The 25,885-nt window shown below is 60.7% G+C and carries 24 protein-coding genes; 14 read left to right on the forward strand and 10 right to left on the reverse strand.

Annotated features, from left to right (window positions below; translation table 11 throughout):
- Positions 1 to 140 precede the first annotated feature (140 nt).
- Positions 141 to 3,596: a NahK/ErcS family hybrid sensor histidine kinase/response regulator gene (locus AB5Y82_RS03690; RefSeq protein WP_368173678.1), complete on the reverse strand. Its 3,456-nt coding sequence runs from the start codon at positions 3,594 to 3,596 to the stop codon at positions 141 to 143.
- Between the two features lie 215 nt (positions 3,597 to 3,811).
- Here AB5Y82_RS03690 and AB5Y82_RS03695 point away from each other — a divergent pair, with 215 nt between their 5' ends.
- From AB5Y82_RS03695 to AB5Y82_RS03705, 3 genes are read left to right on the forward strand one after another with little or no spacing between them, the layout of a single operon-like run.
- On the forward strand, positions 3,812 to 4,360 hold the full coding sequence (locus tag AB5Y82_RS03695) for a DUF2975 domain-containing protein (RefSeq protein ID WP_076495674.1): 549 nt from the start codon (positions 3,812 to 3,814) through the stop codon (positions 4,358 to 4,360).
- A gap of 7 nt (positions 4,361 to 4,367) precedes the next feature.
- The gene (locus AB5Y82_RS03700) at positions 4,368 to 4,577 is read left to right on the forward strand and encodes a helix-turn-helix transcriptional regulator (protein ID WP_005348179.1); all 210 of its coding nucleotides are present in this window, start codon (positions 4,368 to 4,370) and stop codon (positions 4,575 to 4,577) included.
- Between the two features lie 7 nt (positions 4,578 to 4,584).
- Complete coding sequence (locus AB5Y82_RS03705) at positions 4,585 to 5,802, forward strand: hypothetical protein (protein WP_368173679.1); 1,218 nt, start codon at positions 4,585 to 4,587, stop codon at positions 5,800 to 5,802.
- Positions 5,803 to 5,879: 77 nt separating this feature from the next.
- Here the strand turns inward: AB5Y82_RS03705 and AB5Y82_RS03710 are convergent, their stop codons facing one another.
- Entirely contained in the window at positions 5,880 to 7,034 is a 1,155-nt protein-coding gene (locus AB5Y82_RS03710; protein WP_005354203.1) for a 3-phenylpropionate MFS transporter, read from the reverse strand.
- Between the two features lie 289 nt (positions 7,035 to 7,323).
- Complete coding sequence (locus AB5Y82_RS03715) at positions 7,324 to 9,429, reverse strand: TonB-dependent hemoglobin/transferrin/lactoferrin family receptor (protein WP_216952995.1); 2,106 nt, start codon at positions 9,427 to 9,429, stop codon at positions 7,324 to 7,326.
- A 192-nt stretch (positions 9,430 to 9,621) separates the two neighbouring features.
- Here AB5Y82_RS03715 and AB5Y82_RS03720 point away from each other — a divergent pair, with 192 nt between their 5' ends.
- The 3 genes from AB5Y82_RS03720 to AB5Y82_RS03730 are packed head-to-tail and all read left to right on the forward strand — an operon-like array spanning position 9,622 to position 11,594.
- The gene (locus AB5Y82_RS03720; protein ID WP_368173680.1) at positions 9,622 to 10,593 is read left to right on the forward strand and encodes a ChaN family lipoprotein; all 972 of its coding nucleotides are present in this window, start codon (positions 9,622 to 9,624) and stop codon (positions 10,591 to 10,593) included.
- Between the two features lie 25 nt (positions 10,594 to 10,618).
- On the forward strand, positions 10,619 to 11,173 hold the full coding sequence (locus AB5Y82_RS03725) for a cysteine hydrolase family protein (RefSeq protein ID WP_005348211.1): 555 nt from the start codon (positions 10,619 to 10,621) through the stop codon (positions 11,171 to 11,173).
- A 37-nt stretch (positions 11,174 to 11,210) separates the two neighbouring features.
- Complete coding sequence (locus tag AB5Y82_RS03730) at positions 11,211 to 11,594, forward strand: hypothetical protein (RefSeq protein WP_005335256.1); 384 nt, start codon at positions 11,211 to 11,213, stop codon at positions 11,592 to 11,594.
- A gap of 87 nt (positions 11,595 to 11,681) precedes the next feature.
- Here AB5Y82_RS03730 and hutZ read toward each other — a convergent pair whose 3' ends face one another.
- Together hutZ and hutX are read right to left on the reverse strand one after the other, a co-directional pair.
- On the reverse strand, positions 11,682 to 12,239 hold the full coding sequence (gene hutZ, locus AB5Y82_RS03735) for a heme utilization protein HutZ (protein ID WP_021230813.1): 558 nt from the start codon (positions 12,237 to 12,239) through the stop codon (positions 11,682 to 11,684).
- Positions 12,236 to 12,748: a heme utilization cystosolic carrier protein HutX gene (gene hutX / locus AB5Y82_RS03740; protein ID WP_005362516.1), complete on the reverse strand. Its 513-nt coding sequence runs from the start codon at positions 12,746 to 12,748 to the stop codon at positions 12,236 to 12,238. Before hutX ends, hutZ begins: the two co-directional genes overlap by 4 nt.
- Positions 12,749 to 12,918: 170 nt before the next feature.
- On the opposite strand from hutX, the gene AB5Y82_RS03745 reads away from it, so the two are divergent.
- The 5 genes from AB5Y82_RS03745 to pepE all read left to right on the forward strand — a co-directional run bounded on the left by AB5Y82_RS03745 (position 12,919) and on the right by pepE (position 18,195).
- Positions 12,919 to 13,770, forward strand: a complete 852-nt coding sequence (locus AB5Y82_RS03745; protein ID WP_159144271.1) for a hemin ABC transporter substrate-binding protein — start codon at positions 12,919 to 12,921, stop codon at positions 13,768 to 13,770.
- Positions 13,767 to 14,798, forward strand: a complete 1,032-nt coding sequence (locus tag AB5Y82_RS03750; protein WP_368173681.1) for a FecCD family ABC transporter permease — start codon at positions 13,767 to 13,769, stop codon at positions 14,796 to 14,798. The genes AB5Y82_RS03745 and AB5Y82_RS03750 overlap by 4 nt, the downstream gene beginning before the upstream one ends.
- Positions 14,799 to 14,809: 11 nt before the next feature.
- A complete protein-coding gene (locus AB5Y82_RS03755; RefSeq protein ID WP_368173682.1) occupies positions 14,810 to 15,622 on the forward strand; it encodes a heme ABC transporter ATP-binding protein in 813 nt (270 codons plus the stop codon).
- Between the two features lie 230 nt (positions 15,623 to 15,852).
- Positions 15,853 to 17,214, forward strand: a complete 1,362-nt coding sequence (locus AB5Y82_RS03760; protein WP_368173683.1) for an endonuclease/exonuclease/phosphatase family protein — start codon at positions 15,853 to 15,855, stop codon at positions 17,212 to 17,214.
- Between the two features lie 243 nt (positions 17,215 to 17,457).
- Entirely contained in the window at positions 17,458 to 18,195 is a 738-nt protein-coding gene (pepE, locus tag AB5Y82_RS03765) for a dipeptidase PepE (protein ID WP_159144274.1), read from the forward strand.
- A gap of 120 nt (positions 18,196 to 18,315) precedes the next feature.
- Here pepE and AB5Y82_RS03770 read toward each other — a convergent pair whose 3' ends face one another.
- From AB5Y82_RS03770 to dnaB, 3 genes are all read right to left on the reverse strand, one after another.
- Positions 18,316 to 18,735: a secondary thiamine-phosphate synthase enzyme YjbQ gene (locus AB5Y82_RS03770; RefSeq protein ID WP_159144275.1), complete on the reverse strand. Its 420-nt coding sequence runs from the start codon at positions 18,733 to 18,735 to the stop codon at positions 18,316 to 18,318.
- Positions 18,735 to 19,808, reverse strand: a complete 1,074-nt coding sequence (gene alr, locus AB5Y82_RS03775; RefSeq protein WP_159144276.1) for an alanine racemase — start codon at positions 19,806 to 19,808, stop codon at positions 18,735 to 18,737. The genes AB5Y82_RS03770 and alr overlap by 1 nt, the downstream gene beginning before the upstream one ends.
- Before the next feature lie 199 nt (positions 19,809 to 20,007).
- A complete protein-coding gene (gene dnaB / locus AB5Y82_RS03780; protein ID WP_026035132.1) occupies positions 20,008 to 21,402 on the reverse strand; it encodes a replicative DNA helicase in 1,395 nt (464 codons plus the stop codon).
- Between the two features lie 363 nt (positions 21,403 to 21,765).
- On the opposite strand from dnaB, the gene AB5Y82_RS03785 reads away from it, so the two are divergent.
- On the forward strand, positions 21,766 to 22,626 hold the full coding sequence (locus AB5Y82_RS03785) for a Tim44 domain-containing protein (protein ID WP_005335275.1): 861 nt from the start codon (positions 21,766 to 21,768) through the stop codon (positions 22,624 to 22,626).
- Between the two features lie 426 nt (positions 22,627 to 23,052).
- Here AB5Y82_RS03785 and slyD read toward each other — a convergent pair whose 3' ends face one another.
- Positions 23,053 to 23,724: a peptidylprolyl isomerase gene (gene slyD / locus AB5Y82_RS03790; protein WP_005348264.1), complete on the reverse strand. Its 672-nt coding sequence runs from the start codon at positions 23,722 to 23,724 to the stop codon at positions 23,053 to 23,055.
- A 143-nt stretch (positions 23,725 to 23,867) separates the two neighbouring features.
- Positions 23,868 to 24,071 carry a YheV family putative zinc ribbon protein gene (locus AB5Y82_RS03795; RefSeq protein ID WP_005335287.1) on the reverse strand — a complete coding sequence of 68 codons (204 nt, stop codon included), beginning with the start codon at positions 24,069 to 24,071 and terminating at the stop codon, positions 23,868 to 23,870.
- Positions 24,072 to 24,110: 39 nt separating this feature from the next.
- Between AB5Y82_RS03795 and AB5Y82_RS03800 the strand changes: the two genes are divergently transcribed.
- The gene (locus AB5Y82_RS03800) at positions 24,111 to 24,770 is read left to right on the forward strand and encodes a hypothetical protein (RefSeq protein ID WP_159144277.1); all 660 of its coding nucleotides are present in this window, start codon (positions 24,111 to 24,113) and stop codon (positions 24,768 to 24,770) included.
- A 153-nt stretch (positions 24,771 to 24,923) separates the two neighbouring features.
- Positions 24,924 to 25,823, forward strand: coding sequence for a chemotaxis protein (locus AB5Y82_RS03805; RefSeq protein WP_005335289.1), 900 nt, complete (start codon positions 24,924 to 24,926; stop codon positions 25,821 to 25,823).
- The last annotated feature ends 62 nt before the right edge of the window (positions 25,824 to 25,885 follow it).

A 25,885-nucleotide genomic window follows, 5' to 3' on the forward strand; every position in this document is an offset into this window, starting at 1 on the left:
GTAACTGGCAGTCATTACGCAGGAAGATGAAGATATCTTCGCCAATAAATCTCTGTTTTCGGCATTCCTCCATGACTACGGGCCACAGGATCATTGCGCGGTTTTGTGAGCCGGTTCACGGCTTGCCGCTCCGGATGCGGCTAGCGCAGCAGCAGGCTGTTCATCAGGGCCCGCAGTTTGAGTGGTTTGACCGGTTTGCTGATGTAGCCATACCCCCGCTCGCGGATCTGCGCCTGCAGCTCGCTCTTGCGATCAGCGCTGATGATGATGCCTCCCAGCTCGTCGCCACACACCCGTTGCAGGACAGCGAGCGCCTCCAACCCGGTCTTGCCATCGTCGAGGTGGTAGTCAGAGAGCACCAGTCTCGGCACAAACCCGTCTGCCACCAGCGCCTCGGCTTCGGCCAGATCGACGGCGCAGCGGACCTCGCAGCCCCAACGGCCGAGCAGGGTGCTCATGGCGGTCAGAATGTCCCGCTCGTTGTCGATACAGAGCACGGCTACACCTTCCAGCTGGCTGTCGCGTGCCACCGGCGCAACCAACTGATGGGCAGTGACCGGCCGGGTTGCCAGATTGAGGGTCACAGCAAAGACCGACCCCTTGCCCGGCCAGCTCTGCAATGTGAGCTGATGACCGAGCACCTGCGAGATGCCGCGGGCGATGGCAAGCCCCAGACCCAGCCCCTGCTCCTTGGCGGTGCGGGAGTGATCGAGGCGGGAGAACTCGTCAAAAATAGCCTCCTGCTTGTCCTGCGGGATGCCGGGGCCGTTATCCCACACCTCGATGCGGATCTTCTCCCCCATCCGGCGGCAACCAAGCAGCACCCTGCCCCCCGGGTTGTAGCGAAACGCATTGGTCAGGAAGTTCTGCAGCACCCGGCGCAGTAGCCGCACATCGCTGTGTACCGCATGCTTGCTCTCCACCACCGAGAAGTGGATCCCTCCCGCCTGCGCCAGCACGCCAAACTCCGCCTTGAGGTTGTCGAGCAGATCGCGCAGGGCAAAGTCGAGCTTCTTGGCCTTGAACTTGCCCGCTTCGAGCCGCGAGATATCGAGCAGATCGGTGATGAGATCCTCGGTCGCCCCCAGCGCATCATCGATATGGCGGGCAATGCGGGCCTGCTCGCCAGCATCGGGCAACATCTCCAGCAGGGAGGAGGTAAACAGCTTGGCGGCATTAAGGGGTTGGGTCAGATCGTGGCTGACCGCCGCCAGAAAACGGCTCTTGGATTGATTGGCCTGCTCCACCTGCTGGTTCACCAGCAATAGTTGGCGGTTGAGTTCGGAGAGCTCACGGGTGCGCTCGGCCACCCGCGCCTCCAGATGTTCGTTCGCTTCGCGCAACACCCGCTCCGCATCGCGAAACGGAGTGATGTCGGTAAAGGTCATGACGAAACCACCGGCGGGCATGGGGTTGCCCTGCATCTCGATCACCCGCCCATCCGGACGCTCCCGCGCCGAGATATGGGCGCTGCCGCGCTTCATAAAGGCGACCCGCCGCGCCACGTGCTCCTCGATATCGCCGGGGCCGCAAAGCCCCTGCTGGGCGTTGTAGCGGATGATCTCTTCAATGGGGCGCCCTGCCTGAATAAGCCCCGGCGGATAGTGGAACAGCTCGATGTAGCGGCGGTTCCAGGCCACCAGCCGAAGCTCCCTGTCCACCACCGAGATCCCCTGCCCGATATGCTCGATCGCCCCCTGCAGCAGGCCGCGGTTGAAGCGAAACACGTCGGAGGCCTCATCGACTATGGTGGCGATCTCCTCGAGCTGCATGTTGCGCCCCTGCAGGGCAGAGGCAAGCACCAACCGCGCCGACGAGGTGCCAAACACCCCCGCCAGCAGCCGCTCGGTGTGGGCAATCAGTTCGGCCGAGGCCTGCATCTGGGGCGCCAGGGTGCCGCCCCGCTCACCGGCGAAACGACCAAAGGCGCGTTTGACCCGGCTTGAACCGACAAAGCGGGCCGCCAGCATCTCCAGCTCCTTGACCGAAACCCGCGCCTGATAGAGGGCAGCGGTATCGCGGCTCGGCTTGCCGACAAAGTTGGCCGCCTGCAGCCGCTCGCTCACCGCCGGACGGGAGAGCAGCGAGCCTGCCACATAGCCGAGCAGGTTGAAGAGCAGGCTCAGGAAGATGCACCAGGCCCCGAGACTCAGCTCGCGAAACGCAGGCCAGTCCGGCGGCGCCAGCAGCTCGGCCAAGGGCGAGCCCGCCAGCAGCCCGCTCTCCACCAGCAGGGTGACGAACCAGAGGCTCACCCCGAGGCTCAACCCAAGATAGACCCCCTTGCGATTGCCGTGACGCCAGTAGAGACCGAGCAGCAGGGCTGGCGCAAACTGGGCCACCGCGCCAAAAGAGAGATAGCCGATGCGCGACAAGCTGGTGAGATCGCCGAGCCATAGGTAGAGCCCCCAGGCCGCCAGCAAGATCAGCAGGATGGCGCCACGGCGCACCTGCAACAGCAGCCGCACCAGCCGCTCGTCGCGCCCCTGCCGCCAGAAGCGGCGCAGCAGCACCGGCAGCACCAGATCGTTGCTCACCATGATCGCCAGCGCGATGGTACAGACGATCACCATGCCGGTAGCCGCCGAGGTGCCGCCGAGAAACGCCAGCATCGCCATGCCATCGAAACCGAGGGCCATCGGCAGACTGATCACATAGGTGTCGGAGGCCATGTCAGCCCCGACCCACTGCTTGCCCGCCAGCGCCAGCGGCCAGATAAAGAGCCCCATCACGAACAGGTAGAGCGGGAAGATCCAGCGCGCCCAGTGCAGGTCCTGCCCCTGATTGTTCTCCACCACAGTCACATGAAACTGGCGCGGCAGGCAGATGACGGCGCACATCGCCAACACCGTATAAATGGCAAGCTCCAGCAGGTTGCCGGGGCTCACCGCCACCACCTGCGCAAAAAAGTCACGGGTCACCTGCTCGTGAGCCTCGCCCGGTTTGCTCAGGATCAGCCAGAGGGCGAAGCCCCCCACCGCGATAAAGGCCAGCAATTTGACCACCGACTCGAAAGCGATGGCCACCACCATCCCCCTGTGGTGCTCGGTGGCATCGAGATGGCGGGTGCCGAACAGGATGCTGAACAGCGCCAGCAGCAGGGTGACCCCGAGCGCCAGCTCGCTGGTATTGCTGGTCGGACTGATGCCGCCGCTGTTGACCATCAGCAGATCCAGCCCGGTGACGATGGCTTTGAGCTGCAACACCAGATAGGGGAGGATCCCCATGATGGCGATGAGGGCGATCACCATGGCGAGCCGCTGGGATTTGCCGTAACGGGCGGCGATAAAGTCGGCGATGGAGGTGATGTGCTCGCGCTTGGCCACCAGAATGAGGCGTGCCAGCAGCCGCCAGCCAAACAGAAAGACCAGCATGGGGCCAAGGTAGATGGGCACCGGTGACCAGGGGGATTCACTCGCCTGACCCACGGTGCCGAAGAAGGTCCAGGAGGTACAGTAGACTGCTAGCGACAGGCTGTAGAGCAGCGGTTGTCCCTTGAGACGGTGCCGTTTGTGCTTGTCTGCCACGAAGGCGATCAGAAACAGCAGCCCCAGATAGGTGAGCGACAATCCGATCAGCAGCCATCCCTGGTGCATCGATAACTCCTTGTCCATGTTGAGTTTTTGTATACAACCTCGCCAGTCTAGAGAGGCTGCAGCCAAAAGTCATCCCCTTCGGACAGATTGAAATTATCGTTTTTCAATAAGTTTTATCTTGACTGTATATCGCAAAACAATAAACATTACCGGTGTGAATATTGATAAACGATAAACTTTACCTTTCAGATAAAACCATCACAGTGAGGAATGAGATGATCTCCAACAAACTCGAACGCTCGAGCATGCTGATCGAATGGCTGCTGCTGCTGGCACTGCTAGCGACCCCTTTGATCACCTTGCTGGAGGTGTGGACCCCCTTCGGTGGCGCCGATTTTCTGCAGGAGAAGCTCAACACCATCTTGAGCCGTCCCGGCATCAATCCTGCCGACTATCCCCTTCACTTCTCCACCCGGCTGCTCGGCACCCTGGTGCAGCTGTTGCCGGATCTGGTCTTTATGATGATGCTCTGGCAACTGCGTCAGCTGTTTCGCGGCTACCGCGCCGGTCTGCTCTTCACCTTCGAGCAGATCCGCCGCTACCGGCAGATCGGACTGCTGCTCTGTGCAACCTTCCTGGTCGAATTGATCCTGACCCCCTTGCTGGATACGGTGCTCACCATGAGAGGCCCGGAAGTACTCGGTACCATAGCGCTGAGTACCTCAGATTTCCGGGTACTGCTGGCGGGACTGATCGTACTGGCGCTGGCACTGGTCATGCGCGAGGCCAAACTGCTGGCCGATGAACAGCAACTGACAGTGTGAGGAACGTATGCCCATTATCATCCGCCTCGATGCCCTGCTGGCAGAGCGCAAAATGACCGCCCGCGAGCTGGCCCAGCGCATCGACATCACCGAGGCCAACCTCTCGATCCTCAAGAATGGCCACGCCAAGGCGGTGCGCTTCTCCACTCTGGAGGCTATCTGCCGTGAACTCAATTGCCAGCCCGGCGATCTGCTGGGCTACGAACAGGAGCGCTAACCCCCTTATGAGTCGTCATATCACCCTGTTTGCCCTGTGGCTGCTGCCACTGTGGGCCTGCGCTGGCAATGACGCGAACGGCCCCCGCTACCTTATCGAGCAGGGCGCCAGCACCAATGTGCTGCAAGTGCGCCTCACCATGCAGGGCAAGCCCCCTTTTACCCTGCTCCCCGCCCGCCAGTTGCCGGGCAGTGCCGCGCCGGTTTCCCCCGCGCTGAGCTGCCTTGCAGACAACCAGCCGGTTGCCCTCAACCAGCCCTTCTCCTGCAAGGAGATCGGCTGGCAGATCACGCTCACACCGGCTCCGACAGTGGGTGCTGATGCCTCGGCCCAACAGTCGCTGCTGTTCGCTCCCAACCAGTGGCTATTGACCGAATGGGGTAACTTTGTGCGGCAGATAGGGAGCCGCCAAGGAAAAGTTTGTCTGCCGGATGGCAGCTGCCAACCACTGCCGGATGTCAACCAGCCGCCGCTGATCCTGCCGTTTGGTCTGGACACAGTGCCCGTCACCAAGCCGGATCCGCGGCTGGTGCTGAGCCATGACGAGACCGCCAACCAGCTCGATCTGCCGGCCTTGCAGCAGCAACTGAATGAGATCATCGACTATCTGGCCTTCCAGCTCGATGTGGATCCGCCCGCTCATCCATGGCAACTGGTGTGGCTGGGGCGGGATGTGGCGACCCGCTCCCTCGGCGGCGCCGCCGGAAATCAGGTGTTTGTCGCCAACTACCCCACCGAGGCTGGCAAGCCGACGCCACAGGCCCCCTTGCGCCTGCTGCGCACCTCGGCCCACGAGGCGGTGCATATCCTCAGCGCTCGCCACTCTGCTCCACAACCCACCTGGGTCAACGAGAGCCTCGCCGAGTACCTCGCCATCAAGGCGCTGCGCCGCTTTCGGCTGCATCAGGTCACGGCGGTCAACGAGCTGGGCGAGCGGGGCAAACAGCTGCCCCATAGCGAGAGTGGTCTCTATCGGGCGGCTCGCGAGGTGCTGGCGGGCGATCGCTCCTACTACCCGCTCTTTTACGTCAAGGGGAGCGCCTTCTGGGAAGCGCTGGAGCGGGAGCTGCAACACAATGACGTGACGCTGGCGCAACTGCTGCCCCAACTGGGCTGGCTGCCGGATGGACGCTTTGATGCCGCCTCCAATGAGCTGCTTGCCGGCACCATCGGCTCGGATACCTGGCGCCGTCTCAGCCGCCTCTATCTTGGCGAGCAGCAGTAACGCCGCAAACTGCAACAACGAAAAAGGGAGAGCCGTGGCTCTCCCTTTTGTGAGGTGATGATTCAAATAGACAAATATCAGGCTGGAGCACTCTCCTGCGCAGACGACGCAAAGGGACGCAGCCGCAGGAAGAACACCGGCAAGACCACCAGCACCATCAGGAAGAAGATGCCGCCGCCGAGAGGCTCGAACAGCACGCCGCAGAGTGCCATCAGAGCCGCCACCGTCATGCCGAGGCCAAGGGCCGCATAGAGCGCCTGAGTCGGGATCAACTGCTCGGCCGGTAGCTGACGGGTCATAAAGCGCACCGCCCCGAGATGGCTCATACCGAACGTCACCGAGTGGAGCAACTGCCCCAGTACCAGCACCCACAACTCGGTCGAGGCACCCAGCAATACCCAGCGCACCACACAACCGATGGCACCGGCGATAAAGAGACTCTGGGCGCCAAAGCGTTGCAGGAAACGCTTGTCGGCGGCGAACATGCAAATCTCGGCCACCACCCCGAGCGCCCAGAGATAGCCGATGATGGTGCCGCTATACCCTTGCGCCTTCCAGTAGATGGCGCTGAAACCGTAATAGGCGGCGTGGCTCCCCTGCAGCAAAGCGGTCAGCAGCAGGAAACGGCGCACCGGCGCGCTGCGCAAAGTCGCCAGCAAAGATGCCTTGGCCCGCTCGCCCTGACTATCCTGTGGCGCCGGATAGAGCGGCAGCCAGCTGAGCAGCAGCATCAGCACCAGCCCCGCCACCATGGTGTGCAAAATCCAGTCGCTACCAAAGTTGCCCACCAACGCCCCCACCAGGGTAGAGGCGACGATAAAGGCAAAGGAGCCGCACAGCCGCACCTTGCCGTAATCGAGGTGCGCCTGCACCACCATTCGGGTCGCCAGCGCCTCTCCCACCGGCATCAGGGTCGGATAGATAAAGTTCGCCAGCAGGGTCAAGCCCACCAGCCACCAGAGGTTATGACTGAGATAGAAGCCGAGAAACGCCAGCAAACTGAGCAGGGAGAGCAACCGGGTAACCGGCAACAGATGGCCCGCCCCCTTGATCTGCCCCATCACCATCAGGTTGCCGGCAAAACGGATCGCCATCCCCGCCCCCAGCAGCAGACCAATCATCTCGGCGCTGACGCCCACCCCTTCCAGCCAGAGCGACCAGAACGGCAAGTAAGCACCGTAGACAAAATAGAAGGCGCCGAAAAAGAGCGCTAACCAGGAAAACGCGGGCATAGATCCTCTGCAACCGGATGACGGGAGCAGAATGATAACCCATCCGCCCCCGCAGATCCCGATGGAAACCCTGCGCAGAAAACGAAAAAACTTCAATAAAATTGAACTATTACCGAAGAGGTGGGGTCTACCTGGTAACACCTCCTCCTGGTTAGTGTTGCAATCCTTCCACCCGCCCATGGCGGGTTTCTTTTTTAGGCAAACATTTGCTCTGCTCCATCGTCACAACATGGCGGCGACAAAAAAGGGGCCGAAGCCCCTTTGATCATCTGCGTCTGTTGTTTGCTCTTTAGAATACGTATTTGACCCGTGCACTCAGGTTGCGGCCCGGTTCGGTCATCATGCTGTTATCGGAGCCCTCGGCACGACCGGCGATGCGCTCGTAGCTGGTGTACTCCTTGTCAAACAGGTTGAAGACCCCGACGTTGAGCTGCAGATCGGTCATCGGGTTGAACTGGGCGTACATATCCACCACACCCCAACCGGCGCTCTTCACGTAATCCTTGCCTTTGCTGTCTTTACGGACTTTGTCCATGTCGTCAGCAAAGCGCAGCGCGGTGTTGAAGTTCCATTGGGACTGTTCCAGACGCACACCGACGGAGCCGTTGAGCGGGCTCAGGCTGTTGATGTAGTTGCCATCCCCATCCTTGCCTTCGATGTAGGCGAGGTTGCCCCAGACATTGACGATGTCGTTGAGCCAGTAATCCGCCTTGGCTTCGACCCCTTTGGTGGTCGCCTTGCTCAGGTTCTGGTACTGGTAGACGGCTGTGCGCCCCTCTTTGCCCACTTCCACCATCTCGATGAAGTCTTCGAACTTGTTGTAGAAGCTGGCTACTTCATAGCTGAAGCCGTTGCTGCTGCCACGCACGCCAAGATCGATGCCGTCGCTGCTCTCCGGATTGAGGTTCGGGTTGGGCTCGATGCGATAGCCGTACGCCTGATGGTTCAGGGTGGAGAAGGCGCTGTCATACATGGGGGCCTTGAAACCGTGGCTGTACTGGGCGAACAGGTTAGCCGCCTCGTGGGCCTTGAACACCAGACCCAGCTTGGGTGACAACTCCCCTTCCGAGAACTTGTGCAGCTTGTCGCCTGTATAGGCCGGATCGTTGTCCGGAGTCATCCGGTAGTAGTCATAACGGGCACCCGGGGTCAGCACCCAGCGCTCGCCAAACTTGATCTCGTCAAAGGCCCACAGGGCGCTGCGCTCGCTGGTGGTAGCCGGGAAACTCAGCTCGTTGTAGCCGACAAAATCACCGGGAGTCGTCGGCCCCTTGTAACGGGTACGTTCGTTGTCGGTGTGCTCGTATTCAGCCCCCCAGGCCAGACGGTGGTTGGCGACCGCCTTGTGGAACTGCAGCTGGGCGCCGATGTTCTTCTGATCGAACACGTTGTGATCCAGCGAGTTTTTGGTCACATAGGGGTTGCCGGGGCTGACCGGATACTTGGATGAGGCGTACTGATCCAGCGTCTGCTTGGTGCGGGCGAAATAGACCTTGCTATCCATCCGATCGGCCCAGCCTTGATTCAGCGCGATGCCGTGATCCAGCACCACAGAGAGGTTGTCGGTCTGCTTGTCGGTGATGGGCTGATCAAAGACACGGGCAGTGCCGGTACCGACCTTGTTGAGCTTGACCGCATCCGGCTCCTCGCCATCGGTCAGGTAGTCAACGGTCAGCTTGAGGAACTGTTCATCGGAGAGGTTCCACTTGCTCTTGAGCAGCAGGGCGTGGGTACCGATATCGAAGTCATTTTTGGTGGAGTCGAAATTCTGGGTCACACCGCCATCGCGCCAGGTGTAGCGCAGCAGGTTCTCCACTTCACCAGTGCGTAAGGCGCCGGTAAAGCCCGCCATCTTCTGGTGGCTGCTGGAGGCGTAACCGCTGGTCACATCCAGATAGCTGTCCTTGCCCTTGAGGAAGTCGCTGGCATCCTTGGTGGTGATGGCAATCACGCCACCCAGCGCATCGGATCCGTAGGCGGCAGACGCCGGCCCCTTGGCCACTTCTACCTGCTTGATCATGTCGGTATCGAAGTAGCTCTGGCCAACCCCGCCCTTGCTGTAGGCATCGTTCTGGCGCACACCGTCGCGCACCACCTTGACCCGGTTTTCACCCATGCCGCGGATGATAAAGGTCTGCGCATCCCCCTGACCGCCGAGCACAGTCACACCGGGTTCGTAGCGGAACAAGTCGGCCACATTGGTGACGACCTGCTCTTCAATCTGCTTGGCGGTGATCACCGAGATGGGGCCGGAGACATCTTCCAGTTTTTGCTCCATCCGTGAGCCGCTGACGACCACGACTTCATCCGCCTTCTGGGTGGCAGCAAAGACCTGGGAGGAGAGACCTGCCGCCACGGCGAGGGCAACCAGAGAGAGTGCGTTATGATGGGTCACAGCGAATCCTTATTGAGAATTATTATCAAACAGACCGCATATTACCCGGCTCTCGACAAAGATCAACAAGAAACGAAATCATTCTCATTTGTTTTGAACCAAATTGGTTTTACACTGTCGCCCTGTGTTGCCCTTATTCTCTATTAGCCCCCGAGATGCACCGGCATCCGGGCATATCAGCCGTGAGATCCCATGATTAGACGACTTCCCCTGCTCGCCCTGCCGCTGCTACTGGCAGCCTGTGCCACCCCCACCCAACCGACCCAGTCATCACAGTTGCAGACGCTCTATGACTACCGGCTAAGCAGCGAAGGAGACGCAGACCTGACGCTGGAGCAAGCAATCGCGCGCATTGCCGACGCCGACATCATTCTGGTGGGTGAGCTGCACAGCCATCCCGCCGTGCATCTGTTGCAATCGCGCCTGCTGAGCGGGCTCTACACCGCTGGTCAGCAGCACGGTCGGCCATTGGCCCTCTCCATGGAGCAGTTCAGCCGCGCCGATCAGAAGACGCTGGATGCCTATCTGGCGAACCAGATTGGTGAAGCGGCCTTGATCCGCGAAGGCAACGCCTGGCCCAACTATCCGAGCGACTACCGCTCGCTGGTGGAGTTTGCCAAGGCTCACCAGATGCCGGTGATCGCCGCCAACGCCCCCAAGCCGCTGGTGAGCTGTGTCGGTCAGGAGGGGGCTGAGTGGCTCGACAAACTGCCAGCCGCACGTCGCAGCCAGCTGGCCCGCCAGCTGACGCTGGGGGATGACCCCTATCGCCAGAAATTTATGGCCTCCATGCACCACGGCGATGCCGACAGCAACGCCCGCCGCTTCGCCGCCCAGACCAGTTGGGATGACACCATGGCCGAGAGCATGGTGGATTATCTCGCCAAGCACCCGGGCCAGCAGATCATGCATATCGCCGGCAATTTCCACGTCGAGGGGGGGCTTGGGCTCGCCAGTCGCATCGCCAGCCGCAATCCGGCCCTCAAGGTAGCGCTGGTCGTCCCCCGTACAGATGAGACCTCTGTTGCAGATCCCGCAGCCGATGTGCAGGTAACCATCATGCCGCTGCCTAAGCGCTGGCAAAACAGTGACGAGATGAAGCAAGATATGGGCGCGCTGCATCAATCCCGCAGTCGTGACTGCAGCCAGTGGCTGCAACCCTAATCTTCAAGGAAACGGCGGGTAAAATATGGATGTGTTACTGATCATCGATGTGCAGCAAGGCTTGTTCAACGAGCCCCGTTACCGCCAGGAGCAAGTGCTGGCCAATATCAATCGGGCTGCGGCCCATGTCAGGCAGCAACAGGGACGGGTCATCTATATCCAGCATGACTCGCCCCCCGGTACCGAACTGGAACCGGGCACCCCGGGTTGGCAGTTGCACAGTGCGCTGCAACCGGCCAAGGGAGAGAGCCGGGTACGCAAGACAGCATGTGACAGCTTTCTCGATACCGAGCTTGCCTTCCTGCTGGCCGAGCAGCCGGTCGATCGACTGATCCTCTGTGGCTGCGCCACCGATTTTTGCGTCGATACCACGGTGCGCAGTGCCGCCTCCCATGGGTACGAGGTGCTGGTGTTGAGCGATGGTCACACCACCGCCGATCGCCCCCACCTGAGCGCGGCCCAGATCACCGAGCACCATCACTGGATGTGGCGCCACCTCAGCCTGCCGGAGGGGCGCAGTGTCACCCTGCTCACCACCGACGAGCTGCTGGCAGTAACACCCGCCCTGCAGCCGTGCTAATCTGCGAGCCTCGCCTCGTTTCTCACTGGAGTCTGTCGTGCGCCTGTTGTCTGCCACCCTGTTGTTGATTGTTCCCCTGCTGTCGGCCTGCTCCAGCTTGCCCGGCCAGAAGTATGACGGGCCGGAACCCCTGTTTCTGACCCACATCAATGAGGAGGGGAGCAAGCGCTTCACCTTTGAAGCCGCGCCCAACGACACCTTGCCGCGCGGCCTCTCGGCGGCCCAGAGCCAGCGGCTGCTGGAACAGCGGGAAGCGTTGCAGGAGAACCTGCTGACCGAGACCCTGGCGACCAAGCAGTATTGCCGCCAGGGCTACATAGTGCTGAGCCAGACCTCATGGAAGGTGCGGGGAGAGTGCAACGAAACGGCCACCGACGCCGATCGTCGCGCTTTTCCCAACAAGGCCTCCTGGCAGGATTGAACAGGCCGGATGAGATAACGCAATAAAAACGGGCAGCCCAGTGGCTGCCCGTTTTGTTATGACGGCTGTCGTGGTCGACAGGGATCCTCAGACCGGCGCATCGGCCGGGCTGGTGAGCTCGGCACCGTTGTCAATGCGCTTGTGCCCCTCCACCAGATGGACGAAATCCACCAGCTCGTCACCGGAGACCGCGAACGCCTGGCCGAAGCCCTTGACGAACAGCCCCTGCTCCGGCTTGAGGCGGAACAGTTTGAAATCCTTGAGGTTGGAGAGACCCTTGATGATCTCGCCAAAACGACCTTCCAGTGCCGCCACCGCCTTGCTCCAGCGGGCGTCGTCACGGGCCACCACTTCAGCCACCGCATCGAAGGTCAAGCGCTTGCGGGCAAACAGCTCGCGGGCACCGCTCTCATCCTCGATCAGCATCAGGGATACCCGGGGCACCTGTTGCAGGTTGCGGGCGTGGCGGGCGATCTCGGAGATCAGCACATAGTAGCCATCTTCCTGCAGCACGAACGGGGCATAGCTGGCGTTGGGATTGCCTTCACCATCGACGGTGGCGAGCTGCAGGGTACGGCAGTTGTCGCGAAACTCGCGGATCTCCGGTTGCAGGCGGTTCTGCAGACGCTCCTGACGTTCACTCATGCTTTGACTTCCTCTTGAGAGTTGTGGCGCAGCGCCATAAAACGGGTGACCTGATCGGCCAGCAGCTGGCGTTTCTCGTCGCGACCCAGATAGACCTTGAAAATGCAGCGGCCGGAGTGACCGAAGAACTGGAAGGAGTGCCCCTCCTTGCCCATGAACAGCTTGCTGACCAGCGCAATCCCCGCCACGTTGTCGAGCTTGAGATGACCATGCAGCTCACCGTCGCGGCCCATCAGGTTGTAGTAACCGCGTGCGTCCTTGCCTTTCGGGAAGGGGGCTTTTACCTCGAAGATGGATCCTTCTGATTCAACGATGGTGGTCACCGGGCCCCAGTCGGCCAAATCTTCCAGCAGACCTTGTGCGCGATCGGCGGGCAACAGGGTCACCAGCTCGGCGGGCAGATGGCGAACCACCTCCCATTCGCTGATGGCAAGCTGGGCCGCCAGGGTGGACGGATGAGCGCCGGGATCCTGCTCCAGCAGCGCGTGAATGCGTTGTGCAATGCTCATGTTTTCTCCCTCTGCGGGACCATACTGTCCCGCTGTTTATCATGGCGGCTACTCTAATAAAGCACCGAAACCAATGCAATTGATAATTGCTATCATTATCAGTGCATTTTTTCCAAAGCCTTGATATTCTCGGCGGTACACCCGTTTCATTCACCCCTTCGGAGGTTAGCATGGGCCGTCGTTTTGCCCTCGCCATCACCCTGCTCTGCAGTTCACTGTCCCCATTCTCTGCCGTTGCCGCCGACGGACAGAAAGAGCGTATCGTCAGTATCGGCCCCGCCACCACAGAACTCATTCTGGCACTTGGTGGTGAATCGAGCCTGATCGCCACCGATGTCAGCAGTCCCTTGCCAAAAGGGCTGCCCAAGGTGGGTTATCACCGGGCACTGGCCGCCGAAGGGATCCTGAGCCTCTCCCCCACCCGACTGGTGGGCAGTGACGAGATGGGGCCGGCCCCGACCCTGGATCAGCTGCGCCGTGCCGGGGTCAAGGTGGAGGTGCTGGATACCGCGCCGACTCTCGCCAACCTCAACCAGCGTATCGACACCCTCGCCAGCCTGCTGGGCGATAAAGCTGCTGGCGATCGCCTGAAGGCAGAGATCCAGGCTCAGACCGATCAGCTGGCGGCGCAAGCCAAACAGAACAAACCGCTCAAGGTAGCCTTCCTGCTGCTGCACAAGGGGCAACCCACCAGCATCGCCGGGGGGGACACCACCGCCAGCGCGCTGATCTCGCTGGCAGGCGGCATCAATCCGGTCGCCGAGTTGCGCAACTACAAGCCGGTATCCGCCGAATCCCTCATCGAGATGCAGCCCGATCTGGTGCTGGTCAGCGGTCGTGACTGGCAGCAATATGCCGATCCGGCCAAGGTGCTGGCCGAAGTGCCCGCCTTGGCGGCTACCCCGGCAGGCAAGCGCAACGCCATTCACGCCATCGACGGTCACGCCCTGCAAGGGGGCCTGAGCCTCAACTCCCTGCAACAGGCGAACCAGATCGCCCAGTGGATCAAGCAGGGGTCATGATGCGGTTACCCCTCTCCTGGCTGCTGGCCTTCACCACGGCCGCACTGGCGCTGTTGCTGCTCGGTTCGCTGGCAACCGGCCCCATGACCCTCACCCTGGGCGAGAGTCTGCGGGCGCTGTTTGCCGGGCAGGAGAGCGGGATTGAGTCGCACAAACTGCTGATCGTGCAGGAAATTCGCCTGCCGAGAACCCTGCTCTGCATCGCAGTGGGGGGGATCCTCGGGCTCTGTGGCGCCGTGATGCAGGGGCTGTTTCGCAACCCCCTGGCTGACCCCGGCATCATAGGTGTCTCCGGCGGTGCGGCGCTCGGCGCGGCGCTCGCCATCGTGCTGCTGGCCCCCCTCGGCCAGCAGCTGCAAACCACCATCGGGGTTGGTCTGCTGCCGCTGCTCGCCTTTCTCGGCGGCGCGCTCACCACCACCCTGGTCTATCTGCTCGGCACCCGTGAGGGGGGCACCTCGGTCACTGTCATGCTGCTGGCCGGGGTCGCCATCACGGCGCTCTCCGGTGCAGTGATCGGCCTGCTCACCTATCTGGCGGACGATCAGATGCTGCGCAACCTGAGCCTGTGGCAGATGGGAACGCTGGCGGCAGGCAAACCGGCCGATGTGGCGCTGGCCCTGCTCACCCTGGCGGCCCTGCTGTGGCTCTTTATGCGCGATGCCAATCCCCTCAACGCCCTGCTGCTGGGTGAAGGAGAGGCCCGTCATCTTGGGGTCAATGTGCAATCCCTCAAACGTCGCCTGATCCTGCTCACCGCAGCGGGCGTCGGGGTGGCGGTGGCGGTAGCCGGGATGATCGGCTTCGTCGGGCTGGTAGTGCCCCATCTGGTGCGCCTGCTGGCGGGCCCCAACCATGTCAGGTTGCTGCCGCTCTCGGCCCTGCTTGGCGCCGCCCTGCTGCTGGCAGCCGATATGCTGGCACGCACCCTGCTGGTCCCGGCCGAGCTGCCGGTGGGCATCATCACCGCTCTGCTCGGCGCCCCCTTCTTCATCTGGCTGCTGGTAAAAGGCCGCCGCGCCCTGTGATACGGACTGTTATGCAACCACTCTCATCCTCACTCTCCTACCCCCTGTTGAGCTGCAGCCGACTCAGCCTGCGCCGTGGCCAGCGCCAGATCCTGGATGGGCTCGATCTTAGTCTCGAGAGCGGCACCCTCACCGCGCTGCTAGGCCCCAACGGGGCGGGCAAGAGCTCGCTGCTCAAGTGCCTGACCGGCGAGCTGGAATATGAGGGTTCCATCACTCTGTTTGGCGCGGATCGCCGGCAGTGGGACAGCAGCCAGCTGGCCCACCGGCTCGGGGTATTGCCGCAAAGCTCCTCCCTCAACTTCCCCTTTCTCTGCGAGGAAGTGGTTGCCATGGGGCGCTTGCCCCACAGTGAACCGGCGGCGCGGCGTGACGAAATTGTGGCGGCGGCCATGACCCATGCCGGGGTCGAGCATCTGGCCAAGCGGCTCTATCCGGGGCTCTCTGGCGGCGAGCGGCAGCGGGTGCAGTTTGCCCGGGTGCTGGCGCAGATCTGGCAGGCCCCCTCCCCGACCGAGCAAGCCGAGCAACCCCGCCTGCTGCTGCTCGACGAACCCACCTCAGCGCTGGATCTGAAATACCAGCATCAGCTGCTCACCATGGCACGCGCCCTCGCCAGCCGCAATACAGCTGTGCTGGTGGTGCTGCACGACCTCAATCTGGCGGCGCGCTATGCCGATCGGCTGGTGATGCTGGAGCGGGGCAAACTGATGGCCGATGGCACACCTGCCGAAGTGCTGACCCCTGAGCTGATCGCCCGTCTCTATGATTATCCGGCACAGGTGATCCATCACCCCGAGAGCGGCCTGCCGATGGTGGTGTGACAAATTCAGAGTGCGTTAACGGCAGGAAGCGCGCTATTCATCACGAAAACTGCAGCGTATAAACCGGTTTTTCACACCCCATATCGCCCTGCTAACATTCATCATCGCCAGATATGTGGTGTGAATATCCTCACACTTTACTCAGGCAAAATCCCCGCAGCATCGCCGTCTCCTTATAATGGCGCCGCCTCACAGAAGGCATAACTCATTGATGCTACGGAACAATTACAATGAAAAATATCAACAAGACCCTACTGGCCGCCGCCATCTCCCTCGGGATGCTGGCAGGCTGCAACAGCGACAACGACTCAAAGGCAGCTGATCCCATGGTTCGTTTTGCCACCTTCAACCTCTCTTTTGACCGCACTGCCGCCGGTATGCTGACCGGTGAGCTGGCGCTGACCCGCACCGAGCAGGATGCCCTGCTGGCCCGCCTCGCCGAAGGAAGCCTGAGCGGCGCCACTGAAACCAAAGCCAAGAACGTGCAGCAGATCCGCAACGTGGCGGAGATCATCCAGCGCACCCGTCCGGATGTGTTCCTGCTCAACGAGTTCGACAACGACGGCAAAGGCGAGAGCACCGCCGATCTGAAAGCCTTCAACGACAACTATCTGGCTCACGCCCAGCACGCAGAGGTGACGGCCATCAGCTATCCGGTGATGCAGAACTTCGCCACCAACACCGGCCTGATGAGCGGTTATGACCTCAATCTGGATGGCAAGGTCAACAGCGGCCCCGACGATGCCTGGGGCTTTGGCAACTACCACGGCCAGTACGCCTTTGCGGTGATGTCCAAATACCCCATCGACACCAAGCAGATCCGTACCTTCCAGAACTTCAAGTGGAAGGATATGCCGGGCGAGCAGAACCCCATCATCGATGACTGCAACAATCCCAAGCTCAAGATCCCGGCCAGCCGCCAGTGTGGTGATGCCTGGTATTCAGACGCGGCCTGGCAGCAGTACCCGCTCTCCTCCAAGAACCACGCCGATGTGCCGGTACGGATCAAGACCGAGAAGGGGGAAGAGGTGATCCACTTCCTGATCTCCCACCCGACCCCGCCGATCTTTGCCAACGCAGCGCGTCACACCGTCAAGCACAACCGCGCCGAGATCGCCTTCTGGAGTGATTACGTCAAGGGTCTCAACTACATGACCGATGACAAGGGCACCAAGGGTGGGCTGGCCAAAAACGCCAAGTTCGTCATCGCCGGCGATCTCAACGCCGATCCGCTCACCGGTGACGGCGACCTGACCGCCATTCAGGATTTGCTAAACAACCCGCTGATGAATCAGGCCATCACCAATGGCACCCTGATCCCGGTCAGCGAAGGGGGCCCGGAGTGTGTCAGCAAGGGGACCGACTGCAAACGCAACCTCACTCGCCCCAACCCGGAACGCATCACCAACTCCAGCGTGCTGCAGCTGGATCACGTCATCCCCTCCGCCAACCTCAACGCGGTCAAGAGCGGCGTCTTCTGGCCTGCCAGCTTCGAGGCCGGTTATCACCTGGTCTATGATGCGAAACTCGGCATCGCCAAGGGAGTCAGCTCGGATCACCGCATGGTGTGGGTCGATCTCAAACTCGACTAACTCTGCCATGACCCCGCTGCGGCGGGGTCTTTTATTGGCGATGGCAGCGAGTTGACCACGGCTCATTAATCCACCGCTTGGCATTGAGTTATCCATCCATAACTCATCCATAGCCGTTGAATAGGCCCTCCGATCACAGAACCGCCGCGCCAATGGTGGTAGCATGCCTCCTCTTGCCATCCGGCCGCACGGCGGATCCGGTGGCCCTCCCTCCTCCGCTTTCACTTTTTGAGGAACGATTTGATGGAACTGCTTCTGCTTAGCAACGGTAAAGCCAACGAATTTCCGGGTCTGCTCGGCTGGGCCCGCGACCGGGTGCAGAGCCTGCTGGCTCGCAAACAGGTCAAGCGCATCCTGCTCATCCCCTACGCGGTGATCCGCAGCGACTGGGATGCCCGTGCCAACGAACTTACCGAGAGCCTCGGGATCGAGACCATCAGCATTCATCACTTCGATGATCCGGTCGAGGCCGTCAATCAGGCCGACGCCATCTTTATCAGCGGTGGCAACACCTGGCGCCTCAACCAGATGTTGCATGAAAATGGCCTGATCGTGCCGATCCAGCGTGCCGTGCGCGAGCGGGGCATCCCCTATGTGGGCTGGAGCGCCGGTTGCAACGTGGCGACCCCGAGCATCCGCACCACCAACGACATGCCGGTCTGCAACGCAGCCGTACTGCCCGCGCTGGGCCTGTTCCCGCTGCAGATCAACCCGCACTATCTGGACGCCAGCATCAGCGGCCACATGGGCGAAACTCGCGACGAGCGTCTGGCCGAGTTCTGCGCCATCAACCCGAGCGAATATGTGGTGGCTCTGCGCGAAGCGAGCCTGCTGCAAATCACCGGAGAAAACGGCAGCGAACGTCTGGAGTACTGGAGTGCCCGCGAGCAGGACTTCAAGATCTTCAAACAGGGTCAGGAGCCGCAAGCCTTTATGGACGCCGCCCCGCTGGCCGAGCTGACCCCCTTCAAGGTCGGCTAAGCCAAGCAGAGCGCTTCACTACTGGCAGGCGGATAGCTCGCGAAATCGTAAAAACAAAAGAGGGATGGCTCAATGCCATCCCTCTTTTTTATCATCATCTTTCAGCTAGTTGTAGTCTGATTACTCACCCTGCAGGGTCACCAGCACCTTGCGGGCACCGCCATCGACGCGATGTTCGCCAAGCCAGATCCCCTGCCAGGTGCCAAGTGCCAGCTGACCATCACGGATCGGCAGTAGCAGGCTCACCCCGAGCAGGGAGGATTTGATGTGGGCGGGCATGTCATCCGGCCCCTCATAGGTGTGGCGATAGTAGGGGGCATCTTCCGGCGCCAGCCGGTGCAGATGGGCATCCATATCGCTGCGCACGCTGGGGTCGCAATTCTCGTTGAGGGTGAGCGAGGCGGAGGTATGTTGCAGCAGCAGGTGCGCCATGCCAATCCGGTAATCCGCCAGCATCGGCAGCTTGGCCACCAGCTCGTCCGTCACCAGATGAAAGCCCCGCGAACGGGGCTTCAGAGTCAGCAGGCACTGCTGCCACATCAGACGTACTCCATAAAGACGCGGGAGGTGAGCTTGGTGATGAGCTCGTAGGGGATGGTGCCAATCTCGTCGGCCACCCGCTCCACCGGCAGCCCCTCGCCCCACAGCACCGCCTCGTCGCCGGCCTTGTCGGTCGCGCCCGGCCCCAGATCGACGGTGCTCATATCCATGGAGACACGCCCCACCAGCGGCACGATGCGGCCGTTGATCAGCACGGAAGTGCCATTGGGCGCCATGCGCGGATAACCGTCACCGTAGCCGATGGCGATCACCCCGAGCCGGGTATCGCGCTCTGACACCCAGTTGGCGCCATAACCCACCGGCTCGCCCGCCTTGTGATCCCGCACCGCAATCAGCTGGGTCTTCAAGGTCATCACCGGCTGCAGGTCGTAATCGGCCGCCACCGTGTTGGGGAACGGGGAGACGCCATAGAGGATGACACCGGGGCGAACCCAGTCGCAGTGGGAGTCTGGCCAGGCCAGAATGCCCGCCGAGTTGGCCATGGCCCGTTCGCCCGCCAGCGGTGCGGTCAACTTGCTGAACAAATCGATCTGCTCGCGGGTAGTGGGCTGCTCCAGCTCATCGGAGCGGCTGAAGTGGGTCATGATGTTGAACGGCTGCACAACGTTCTTGCACTTGCCGAGGCGCTCGATAAAGGCGTGCATCTCGTCGGCACGTACCCCGAGGCGATGCATGCCGGTGTCGAGCTTGAGCCAGGCCACCACGGGGGCTGGCAGCTCGACCTGCTCCAGCGCTTCGAGCTGCTCCCAGGTGTGAACCGCCGTCTGCAGGTTGTTGGCCGCCAGCACCGGCAGATCGTCGGCAGAGAAGAAGCCCTCCAGCAGCACAATGGGTTTGACCACGGCGCAGGAGCGCAGCATCAGCGCCTCTTCGATACGGGCCACCGCATAGGCATCCGCATCCACCAGGGTGCGGGCGACCGGCAGCAGTCCGTGGCCATAGGCGTTGGCCTTGACCACAGCGATGATCTTGCAAGCAGGGGCGTGGCGCTTGACCACGGCGAGGTTGTGGCGCAAGGCCGCAGTATTGATTTGGGCAGTAGCCGCTTTCATGGTTTTCCCTTACGAGGGCACAAATGGTCTCCCCCTCATCGGGCCGAAGACCGCCACTCACTTATCGTCGTCGAAGGCCGGACCGGCATAATTGTCGAACCGGGAAAACAGGCTCTGACGGGCTGCCTTGCAGTGAATGGCAAGCGGGTCAGAGCGGTGGTAGCAATCCTGACCACAGGATTGCCATGATTGTTACTTATCAATAATCATCGTCAAACGCCGGACCGGCGTAGTTGTCGAACCGGGAGAACTGACCCTGGAAGGTGAGGCGCACTCTTCCGATAGGGCCGTTACGCTGCTTGCCGATGATGATCTCGGCAATCCCCTTGTCCGGGCTGTCATCGTGATAAACCTCATCACGATAGATAAACATGATCAAATCCGCATCCTGCTCGATGGAGCCCGATTCACGAAGGTCCGAGTTGACCGGGCGCTTGTCGGCCCGCTGTTCCAGGCTTCGGTTCAACTGGGATAGCGCCACCACAGGGCACTGCAGCTCTTTCGCCAAGGCCTTGAGGGAGCGGGAGATCTCGCCGATCTCCAAGGTACGGTTGTCAGAGAGCGCCGGCACCCGCATCAGCTGCAGGTAGTCCACCATGATCATGGATAGGCCACCGTGCTCGCGTGCCACCCGACGGGCACGGGAGCGTACATCGGTCGGGGTGAGGCCGGAGGCGTCATCGATATACATCTTGCCCTTCTCCAGCAGCAATCCCATGGTGGAGGAGAGGCGTGCCCAATCCTCGTCGTCGAGCTGACCGGTACGCACCTTGGTCTGGTCGATACGCCCCACAGAGGCAAGCATACGCATGATGATCTGCTCGGAGGGCATCTCCAGCGAGAAGATAAGCACCGGCTTGTCGGCGGTGAGGGCCGCATGCTCACAGAGGTTCATGGCAAAGGTGGTCTTGCCCATTGAGGGACGGGCCGCCACGATGATCAAGTCCGAACGCTGCAAACCGGCGGTCATCTTGTCCAGATCGTTGTAACCGCTCGATACCCCGGTCACCCCGTTGTGGGGGGTCTTGAACAACTCTTCAATCTTGTCGACGGTCTGCTCGAGGATGAGCTTCAGGGGCTGGGGCCCCTCGTTGGCGCTGGTGCGCTGCTCGGCAATCTTGAATACCTTGCTCTCGGCAAGATCCAGCAGATCGCCGGAGGTACGGCCTTGCGGCTCGTAGCCCGCTTCGACTATCTCGTTGGCGACCGAGATCATCTCCCGTACGACCGCCCGCTCGCGCACGATTTCGGCGTAGGCGTTGATGTTGGCGGCACTCGGGGTGTTCTTGGCGATCTCCACCAGATAGGCGAAGCCACCCGCCTCTTCCAGCTGTTCGGAGCGCTCCAGCTCCTCCTGCAGGGTGATGAGGTCAATGGGGTTGCCCGCGTTGGAGAGGCGGGTCATGGCCTGGAAGATCAACCGGTGCGGACGGCTGTAGAAATCCTGATCGATAACCCGTTCGGCAACCCGATCCCAGGCATCGTTATCCAGCATCAGGCCGCCCAGTACGGACTGTTCGGCCTCAAAAGAGTGGGGAGGAACTTTCAGCTGTTGTGTCTTGGCGTCTTTTTTCGCCGTCACTTGCTCTGCCATACACATAAAAACCGCAGCGGGAAGGGGACGGGAATTTTACAAAAGAAAGCCAACTACGGCGAGCCCTATCTGGCGGCTCATACCATCATAAAGGGCCAAACCAGAGTCTGCTCTACCTTGACCATTTTGATTTTGCTTCGCATTTTGCGCTCCTTGCGACTCAATCTTCTGCTTTTCATCCGGTTTACTCCTCTTGTTTGACGCCGCATCGCGGCAACCTCGTTCATGAATAATTCATGCCAGAGGTGATATTGGTGAATACAAGCTGCGACACAATTAGGGACAGGCAGCCTGCCATGCGCCTTGCTGAGCTTGCCAAAGCGGAGCATGCCCCACCCACAGACGAGAGTGAAAAGAGTCAAAATGAAAAAGATGCTGACCCTGTTTGCCGTGATCCTGGCCATTGGCCTGGGGGCACCTCACGCCGAAGCCAAGAAATTTGGCGGCGGCAAATCCTTTGGTAAAAGTTACAAAACTGCGCCGGCCCAGCCTGCGGCCAAACCGGTCGACAACAAGAATCCGACACTGAATGCCCAGACTCCGCCGAAAAAGAGCGGCATGATGGGTGGCCTGCTGGGCGGCCTGCTGGCTGGCGGCCTGTTTGCCTACCTGCTGGGCAGCGGTGCCTTTGAAGGTCTGCAAGGAATGGACTTCCTGCTGATCGCCCTGCTGGCGCTGGGTGCCGTCTTCCTGATCCGTACCCTGCGCAAGGGCAAGGTCGCGACGCCACAGCCACAACAGGCGGCCTATGCGGGCTATCAGCCACCGCAATCCGCGGCCCCGCAGCAATTTGAACAGAGCAACAGCGCACCGCAAGCCACCGGCTTTGCCGACAGCGACGTGCCGTTCCGCCTGCCGCCAGGCTTTGACATGAACAGCTTCCTGGCCGGTGCCCGTGATCACTATCGCACCCTGCAAGAGGCATGGAACAAGAACGATCTGGAAAAGGTGCGCGAGTACGTCAGCCCCGAGCTGTTTGAGCAGCTCAAAGCCGAGCGCGCCGAACTGACTGGCGACCAGCACACAGAAGTAATGTATGTCGACACCCAGCTGGTACGTGCTGACTATGGCAGCGACTGGGCCCAGGTGAGCGTGCGCTTCAGCGGCCGCTACATGGACCGTCAGGAGCAGGTCGAAGAAGACATCAAAGAGGTGTGGCACCTCGAGCGCGATCTGGCCAAGAACAATGCCCCCTGGCATATCGTCGGGATCGAGCAGCTGTAAGGCTTCGCGCCTATCAGTTAGTCACTAGGCAATAGCCAGTCAGTTAAGCCTGACTGGCTATTTTTTTATGGGGCACAACGAGACCAAATAGAGACTGACGCTGGCTCGTTATAGCTGTTGGGGCATGAAGTAACTTGGTCATATTGTGCTGATGAAGACACCGATTTGATGACTCGTTTGCAGATGACGTTTGCGCTCCGCACAAAAGCCCCATCGCGGAACCGAGAGGGAATAATGTTGAGCATTAACCAAAAATAAGCAGCCCTGTTAGCTTGGGAAAAGCCGCGAGCCTATTTGACAGACATAAAAAATCCGAAGCCAGAACAACCGGCTTCGGATTTCATCATCCAAGGAGGAGCAATTAATGAGCATTAATTGCTCGGTATGACTCCTACGGCAGATTTCTTATCATCGGCATGGCCGTGATCAGTGGTGATGGCCCTTGCCACCACAACCGCCGCCACCGCAGCAGCCGCCGTGACCATGGTCATCACCGTGGTCGTGGCCATGATCGTGACCGTGGCCAGCACCGCCGCAGCAACCGCCCTGGCCGTGATCTTCATCGTGGTCGTGACCATGACCGCCACAGCAGCCGCCGTGATCGTGGTCATGACCGTGATCGTGACCGCAACCACCGGCACCGTGAACGTGTCCGTGAGCCAGCTCTTCGGCAGTGGCGGCACGCACGTCCTTGATCTCGACCTTGAAGCCCAGAGTCACGCCAGCCAGCGGATGGTTGCCATCTACCTTGACGAACTCTTCAGACACTTCAACAACGGTTACCGGACGGTGGCCATCGTCGGTTTCAGCCACAAAAGTATCCCCTTCGGAAACTTCCATGCCGTCGAACAGCTCGCCCGGTACTTCTTGTACCAGGGTCTCATCATATTCGCCGTAGGCCTGGCTCGGTGCCAGAGTCACTTCGAAGGCTTCACCTACCGCGCGACCTTCCAGCTCGGCTTCCAGGCCTGAGACCAGGTAACGGGTGCCGTGCAGATAGACCAGCGGCTCTTTGCCGACAGTGCTGTCGATGACTTCACCGTGCTCGTCGGTGACTGTGTATTCCAGCGTAACCACGCTCAGAGGAGCTACTTTCATGTCAGGATCCTGCGGATAGAAAAAAACGGGCTCAGAATACCCTAAAAAGCGGGCCGCGCATATGCCGTGCGGCGCCACTGAGTGACGAAAAAAACGGCAACAGCGTCAGCAAGGAGACCCGCATTCCACCCGCCGTTGCCTTATCAGGGGCGAAACACCCCGATCACCTCTTCCGCCTCGCGAGTCTGCTTGTCGACCTCGGCGGGTGTTTGTACCTGGGTATCGCCACAGGCGACGCAGGTCACCTTCTCGACTCCATGCTCCAGATACAGCATCATGTTGTCCAATTTGCCGCACGCCGGGCAGACAGCACCGGCAATGAAGCGTTTTTTACGTCTGGTTTCCATATTTGTTACCTCCAGGCAGCATCATATCAGGGTTTTTACATGCATCACGCCATCGAGTATCACCATTTTTCCTGCCAGGGCCTGCACGCTGGCAACCGCAAACGAACTCCGGTCGGGCAGCTGTTGCGGATCACCCGGGGCGCCGCGCTGCTGAGACTGGGCCAACATGAGCTGTTGCTGCCGGCAGGAAGCAGCTTCTGGCTATGCGCCGATGCCCTTGCGGCCTTCAGCCCCCTCAGCGGTTGCGAGTACGATCAGCTGAGCGTCTCTTTGCGCGTGGCTCAGCCGCAGCAGGCTGGCTGGCTGCAGGCCACCCCGCTGCTCGATACCCTGCTCGACTCTCTGGCCCGGTGGCAACGTCCGAAAGAGTGGCAAGGAGCCTATGGTCAGCGACTGCAGGTGATCTTGGATGAACTGCAACAGTGCGCCATCAACCAGCAGGGTCACGGTGAGCTGCAAGCCTGCTGGCAAGCGCTGGCCAATGGCCAGCAGGAGTCTCTGCAACAGTGGGCACAACAAGCCCATGCGCCGGTGGAAGGGAGTGAATTGCAACAACAGTGGCGAATGCTGCAAGCGCTCAGATTGCTCAAGGGCGGCAGCAAGCCCGCACAGGTGGCCAGCAAGCTGGGTTATGCCGATGAGGCCGCATTGCAAGCTGCCTGCCAACAGTGGGACGTTGGCGAAGATGGTGATCAATAACCGGACGCCGATGTGAGTGCGCCAACGAAATTGGCTGAATGAGTCCAGTTTTTTGCCAGATGGTCGTTAACAAGGAAGGGCCATTCCCCCCGTAATCCTTTATGCTAGAGGCCTGAAGTGACTGCCAACGTTTCGACCAACAGGACATCTGCCATGACGAGCAAAGCCAATCAATCCCAAGGCATGTTGCTGTTTCACCTTTCAGCCAAACAATCCTTTGCCATCGGTACCCTCAAGGTGAAGGAGATAGTGCCCTACACCCAGCTGACGGCAATGCCGCACTCGCACCCGACCGTGTTGGGGGCCGCCAATATGCGCGGCTCCACCATCCCGGTGATCGACATGGCGATGGCGGTGGGCTATCGCCCCATCAGCAAGGAGGAGATGCCCCACTGCTTCATCATCATTACCGACTGCCGCCGCACCCTGGTGGGCTTTCTGGTGCGGGGCATCGACAAGATCACCGAGTGCAACTGGCGCGATATCGAATCGCCCCCCGCCTCTCTCGGTCACAATGTGTTCGTAACCGGCGTGACCCGGGTCAATGACCAGCTGATCCAGCTGCTGGATGTGGAGCTGATCCTCTCCCGGGTCTATCCGGACGATCCGAGCCACCTCTATCCGGTGCTGACCGATGTGCAGCGGGAACGGATCAAGCCGATGCGGATCCTGCTGGTTGATGACTCTTCGGTCGCCCGCCGTCAGCTGATGGCCGCGCTGGACTACATCAATATCCCCTATGAGGTCTGCACCAATGGCAAGGATGCACTGACCCTGATGCAGACTCGGGCGAGCCAGAAGACCCCGATCGACATTCTGGTGAGCGATATCGAGATGCCCGGGCTCGATGGCTACGAGCTGGCCTTCGAAGTGCAGAGCGACAGCAAACTGGCGGGGGCCTACATCATCTTGCACACCTCACTCTCCAGCGAGATCAGTGTGGAGCGAGCCCATCAGGTGGGTGCTCATGAGGCGCTGACCAAGTTCGAAGCCAATGAGCTGATCCAGGCCATGCTGCGCGGTGCCGAACATCACGATCGCCTGCTGAAATAAGCCAATGACTGGCGGGAGGAACACGCCTCCCGTCCTCCTTATCTTCGACCCAGACCGACTGA

Source organism: Aeromonas sp. s13, assembly GCF_040907905.1.
In the GTDB taxonomy this organism is placed as follows: Bacteria; Pseudomonadota; Gammaproteobacteria; order Enterobacterales; family Aeromonadaceae; genus Aeromonas; species Aeromonas veronii.

Coding starts and splice junctions, on each gene's coding strand:
- AB5Y82_RS03690 (WP_368173678.1), bottom strand. CDS start 3,596: ATGCACCAGGGATGGCTGCTGATCGGATTGTCGCTCACCTATCTGGGG.
- AB5Y82_RS03695 (WP_076495674.1), top strand. CDS start 3,812: ATGATCTCCAACAAACTCGAACGCTCGAGCATGCTGATCGAATGGCTG.
- AB5Y82_RS03700 (WP_005348179.1), top strand. CDS start 4,368: ATGCCCATTATCATCCGCCTCGATGCCCTGCTGGCAGAGCGCAAAATG.
- AB5Y82_RS03705 (WP_368173679.1), top strand. CDS start 4,585: ATGAGTCGTCATATCACCCTGTTTGCCCTGTGGCTGCTGCCACTGTGG.
- AB5Y82_RS03710 (WP_005354203.1), bottom strand. CDS start 7,034: ATGCCCGCGTTTTCCTGGTTAGCGCTCTTTTTCGGCGCCTTCTATTTT.
- AB5Y82_RS03720 (WP_368173680.1), top strand. CDS start 9,622: ATGATTAGACGACTTCCCCTGCTCGCCCTGCCGCTGCTACTGGCAGCC.
- AB5Y82_RS03725 (WP_005348211.1), top strand. CDS start 10,619: ATGGATGTGTTACTGATCATCGATGTGCAGCAAGGCTTGTTCAACGAG.
- hutZ (WP_021230813.1), bottom strand. CDS start 12,239: ATGAGTGAACGTCAGGAGCGTCTGCAGAACCGCCTGCAACCGGAGATC.
- hutX (WP_005362516.1), bottom strand. CDS start 12,748: ATGAGCATTGCACAACGCATTCACGCGCTGCTGGAGCAGGATCCCGGC.
- AB5Y82_RS03745 (WP_159144271.1), top strand. CDS start 12,919: ATGGGCCGTCGTTTTGCCCTCGCCATCACCCTGCTCTGCAGTTCACTG.
- AB5Y82_RS03750 (WP_368173681.1), top strand. CDS start 13,767: ATGATGCGGTTACCCCTCTCCTGGCTGCTGGCCTTCACCACGGCCGCA.
- AB5Y82_RS03755 (WP_368173682.1), top strand. CDS start 14,810: ATGCAACCACTCTCATCCTCACTCTCCTACCCCCTGTTGAGCTGCAGC.
- AB5Y82_RS03760 (WP_368173683.1), top strand. CDS start 15,853: ATGAAAAATATCAACAAGACCCTACTGGCCGCCGCCATCTCCCTCGGG.
- pepE (WP_159144274.1), top strand. CDS start 17,458: ATGGAACTGCTTCTGCTTAGCAACGGTAAAGCCAACGAATTTCCGGGT.
- AB5Y82_RS03770 (WP_159144275.1), bottom strand. CDS start 18,735: ATGTGGCAGCAGTGCCTGCTGACTCTGAAGCCCCGTTCGCGGGGCTTT.
- alr (WP_159144276.1), bottom strand. CDS start 19,808: ATGAAAGCGGCTACTGCCCAAATCAATACTGCGGCCTTGCGCCACAAC.
- dnaB (WP_026035132.1), bottom strand. CDS start 21,402: ATGGCAGAGCAAGTGACGGCGAAAAAAGACGCCAAGACACAACAGCTG.
- AB5Y82_RS03785 (WP_005335275.1), top strand. CDS start 21,766: ATGAAAAAGATGCTGACCCTGTTTGCCGTGATCCTGGCCATTGGCCTG.
- slyD (WP_005348264.1), bottom strand. CDS start 23,724: ATGAAAGTAGCTCCTCTGAGCGTGGTTACGCTGGAATACACAGTCACC.
- AB5Y82_RS03795 (WP_005335287.1), bottom strand. CDS start 24,071: ATGGAAACCAGACGTAAAAAACGCTTCATTGCCGGTGCTGTCTGCCCG.
- AB5Y82_RS03800 (WP_159144277.1), top strand. CDS start 24,111: ATGCATCACGCCATCGAGTATCACCATTTTTCCTGCCAGGGCCTGCAC.
- AB5Y82_RS03805 (WP_005335289.1), top strand. CDS start 24,924: ATGACGAGCAAAGCCAATCAATCCCAAGGCATGTTGCTGTTTCACCTT.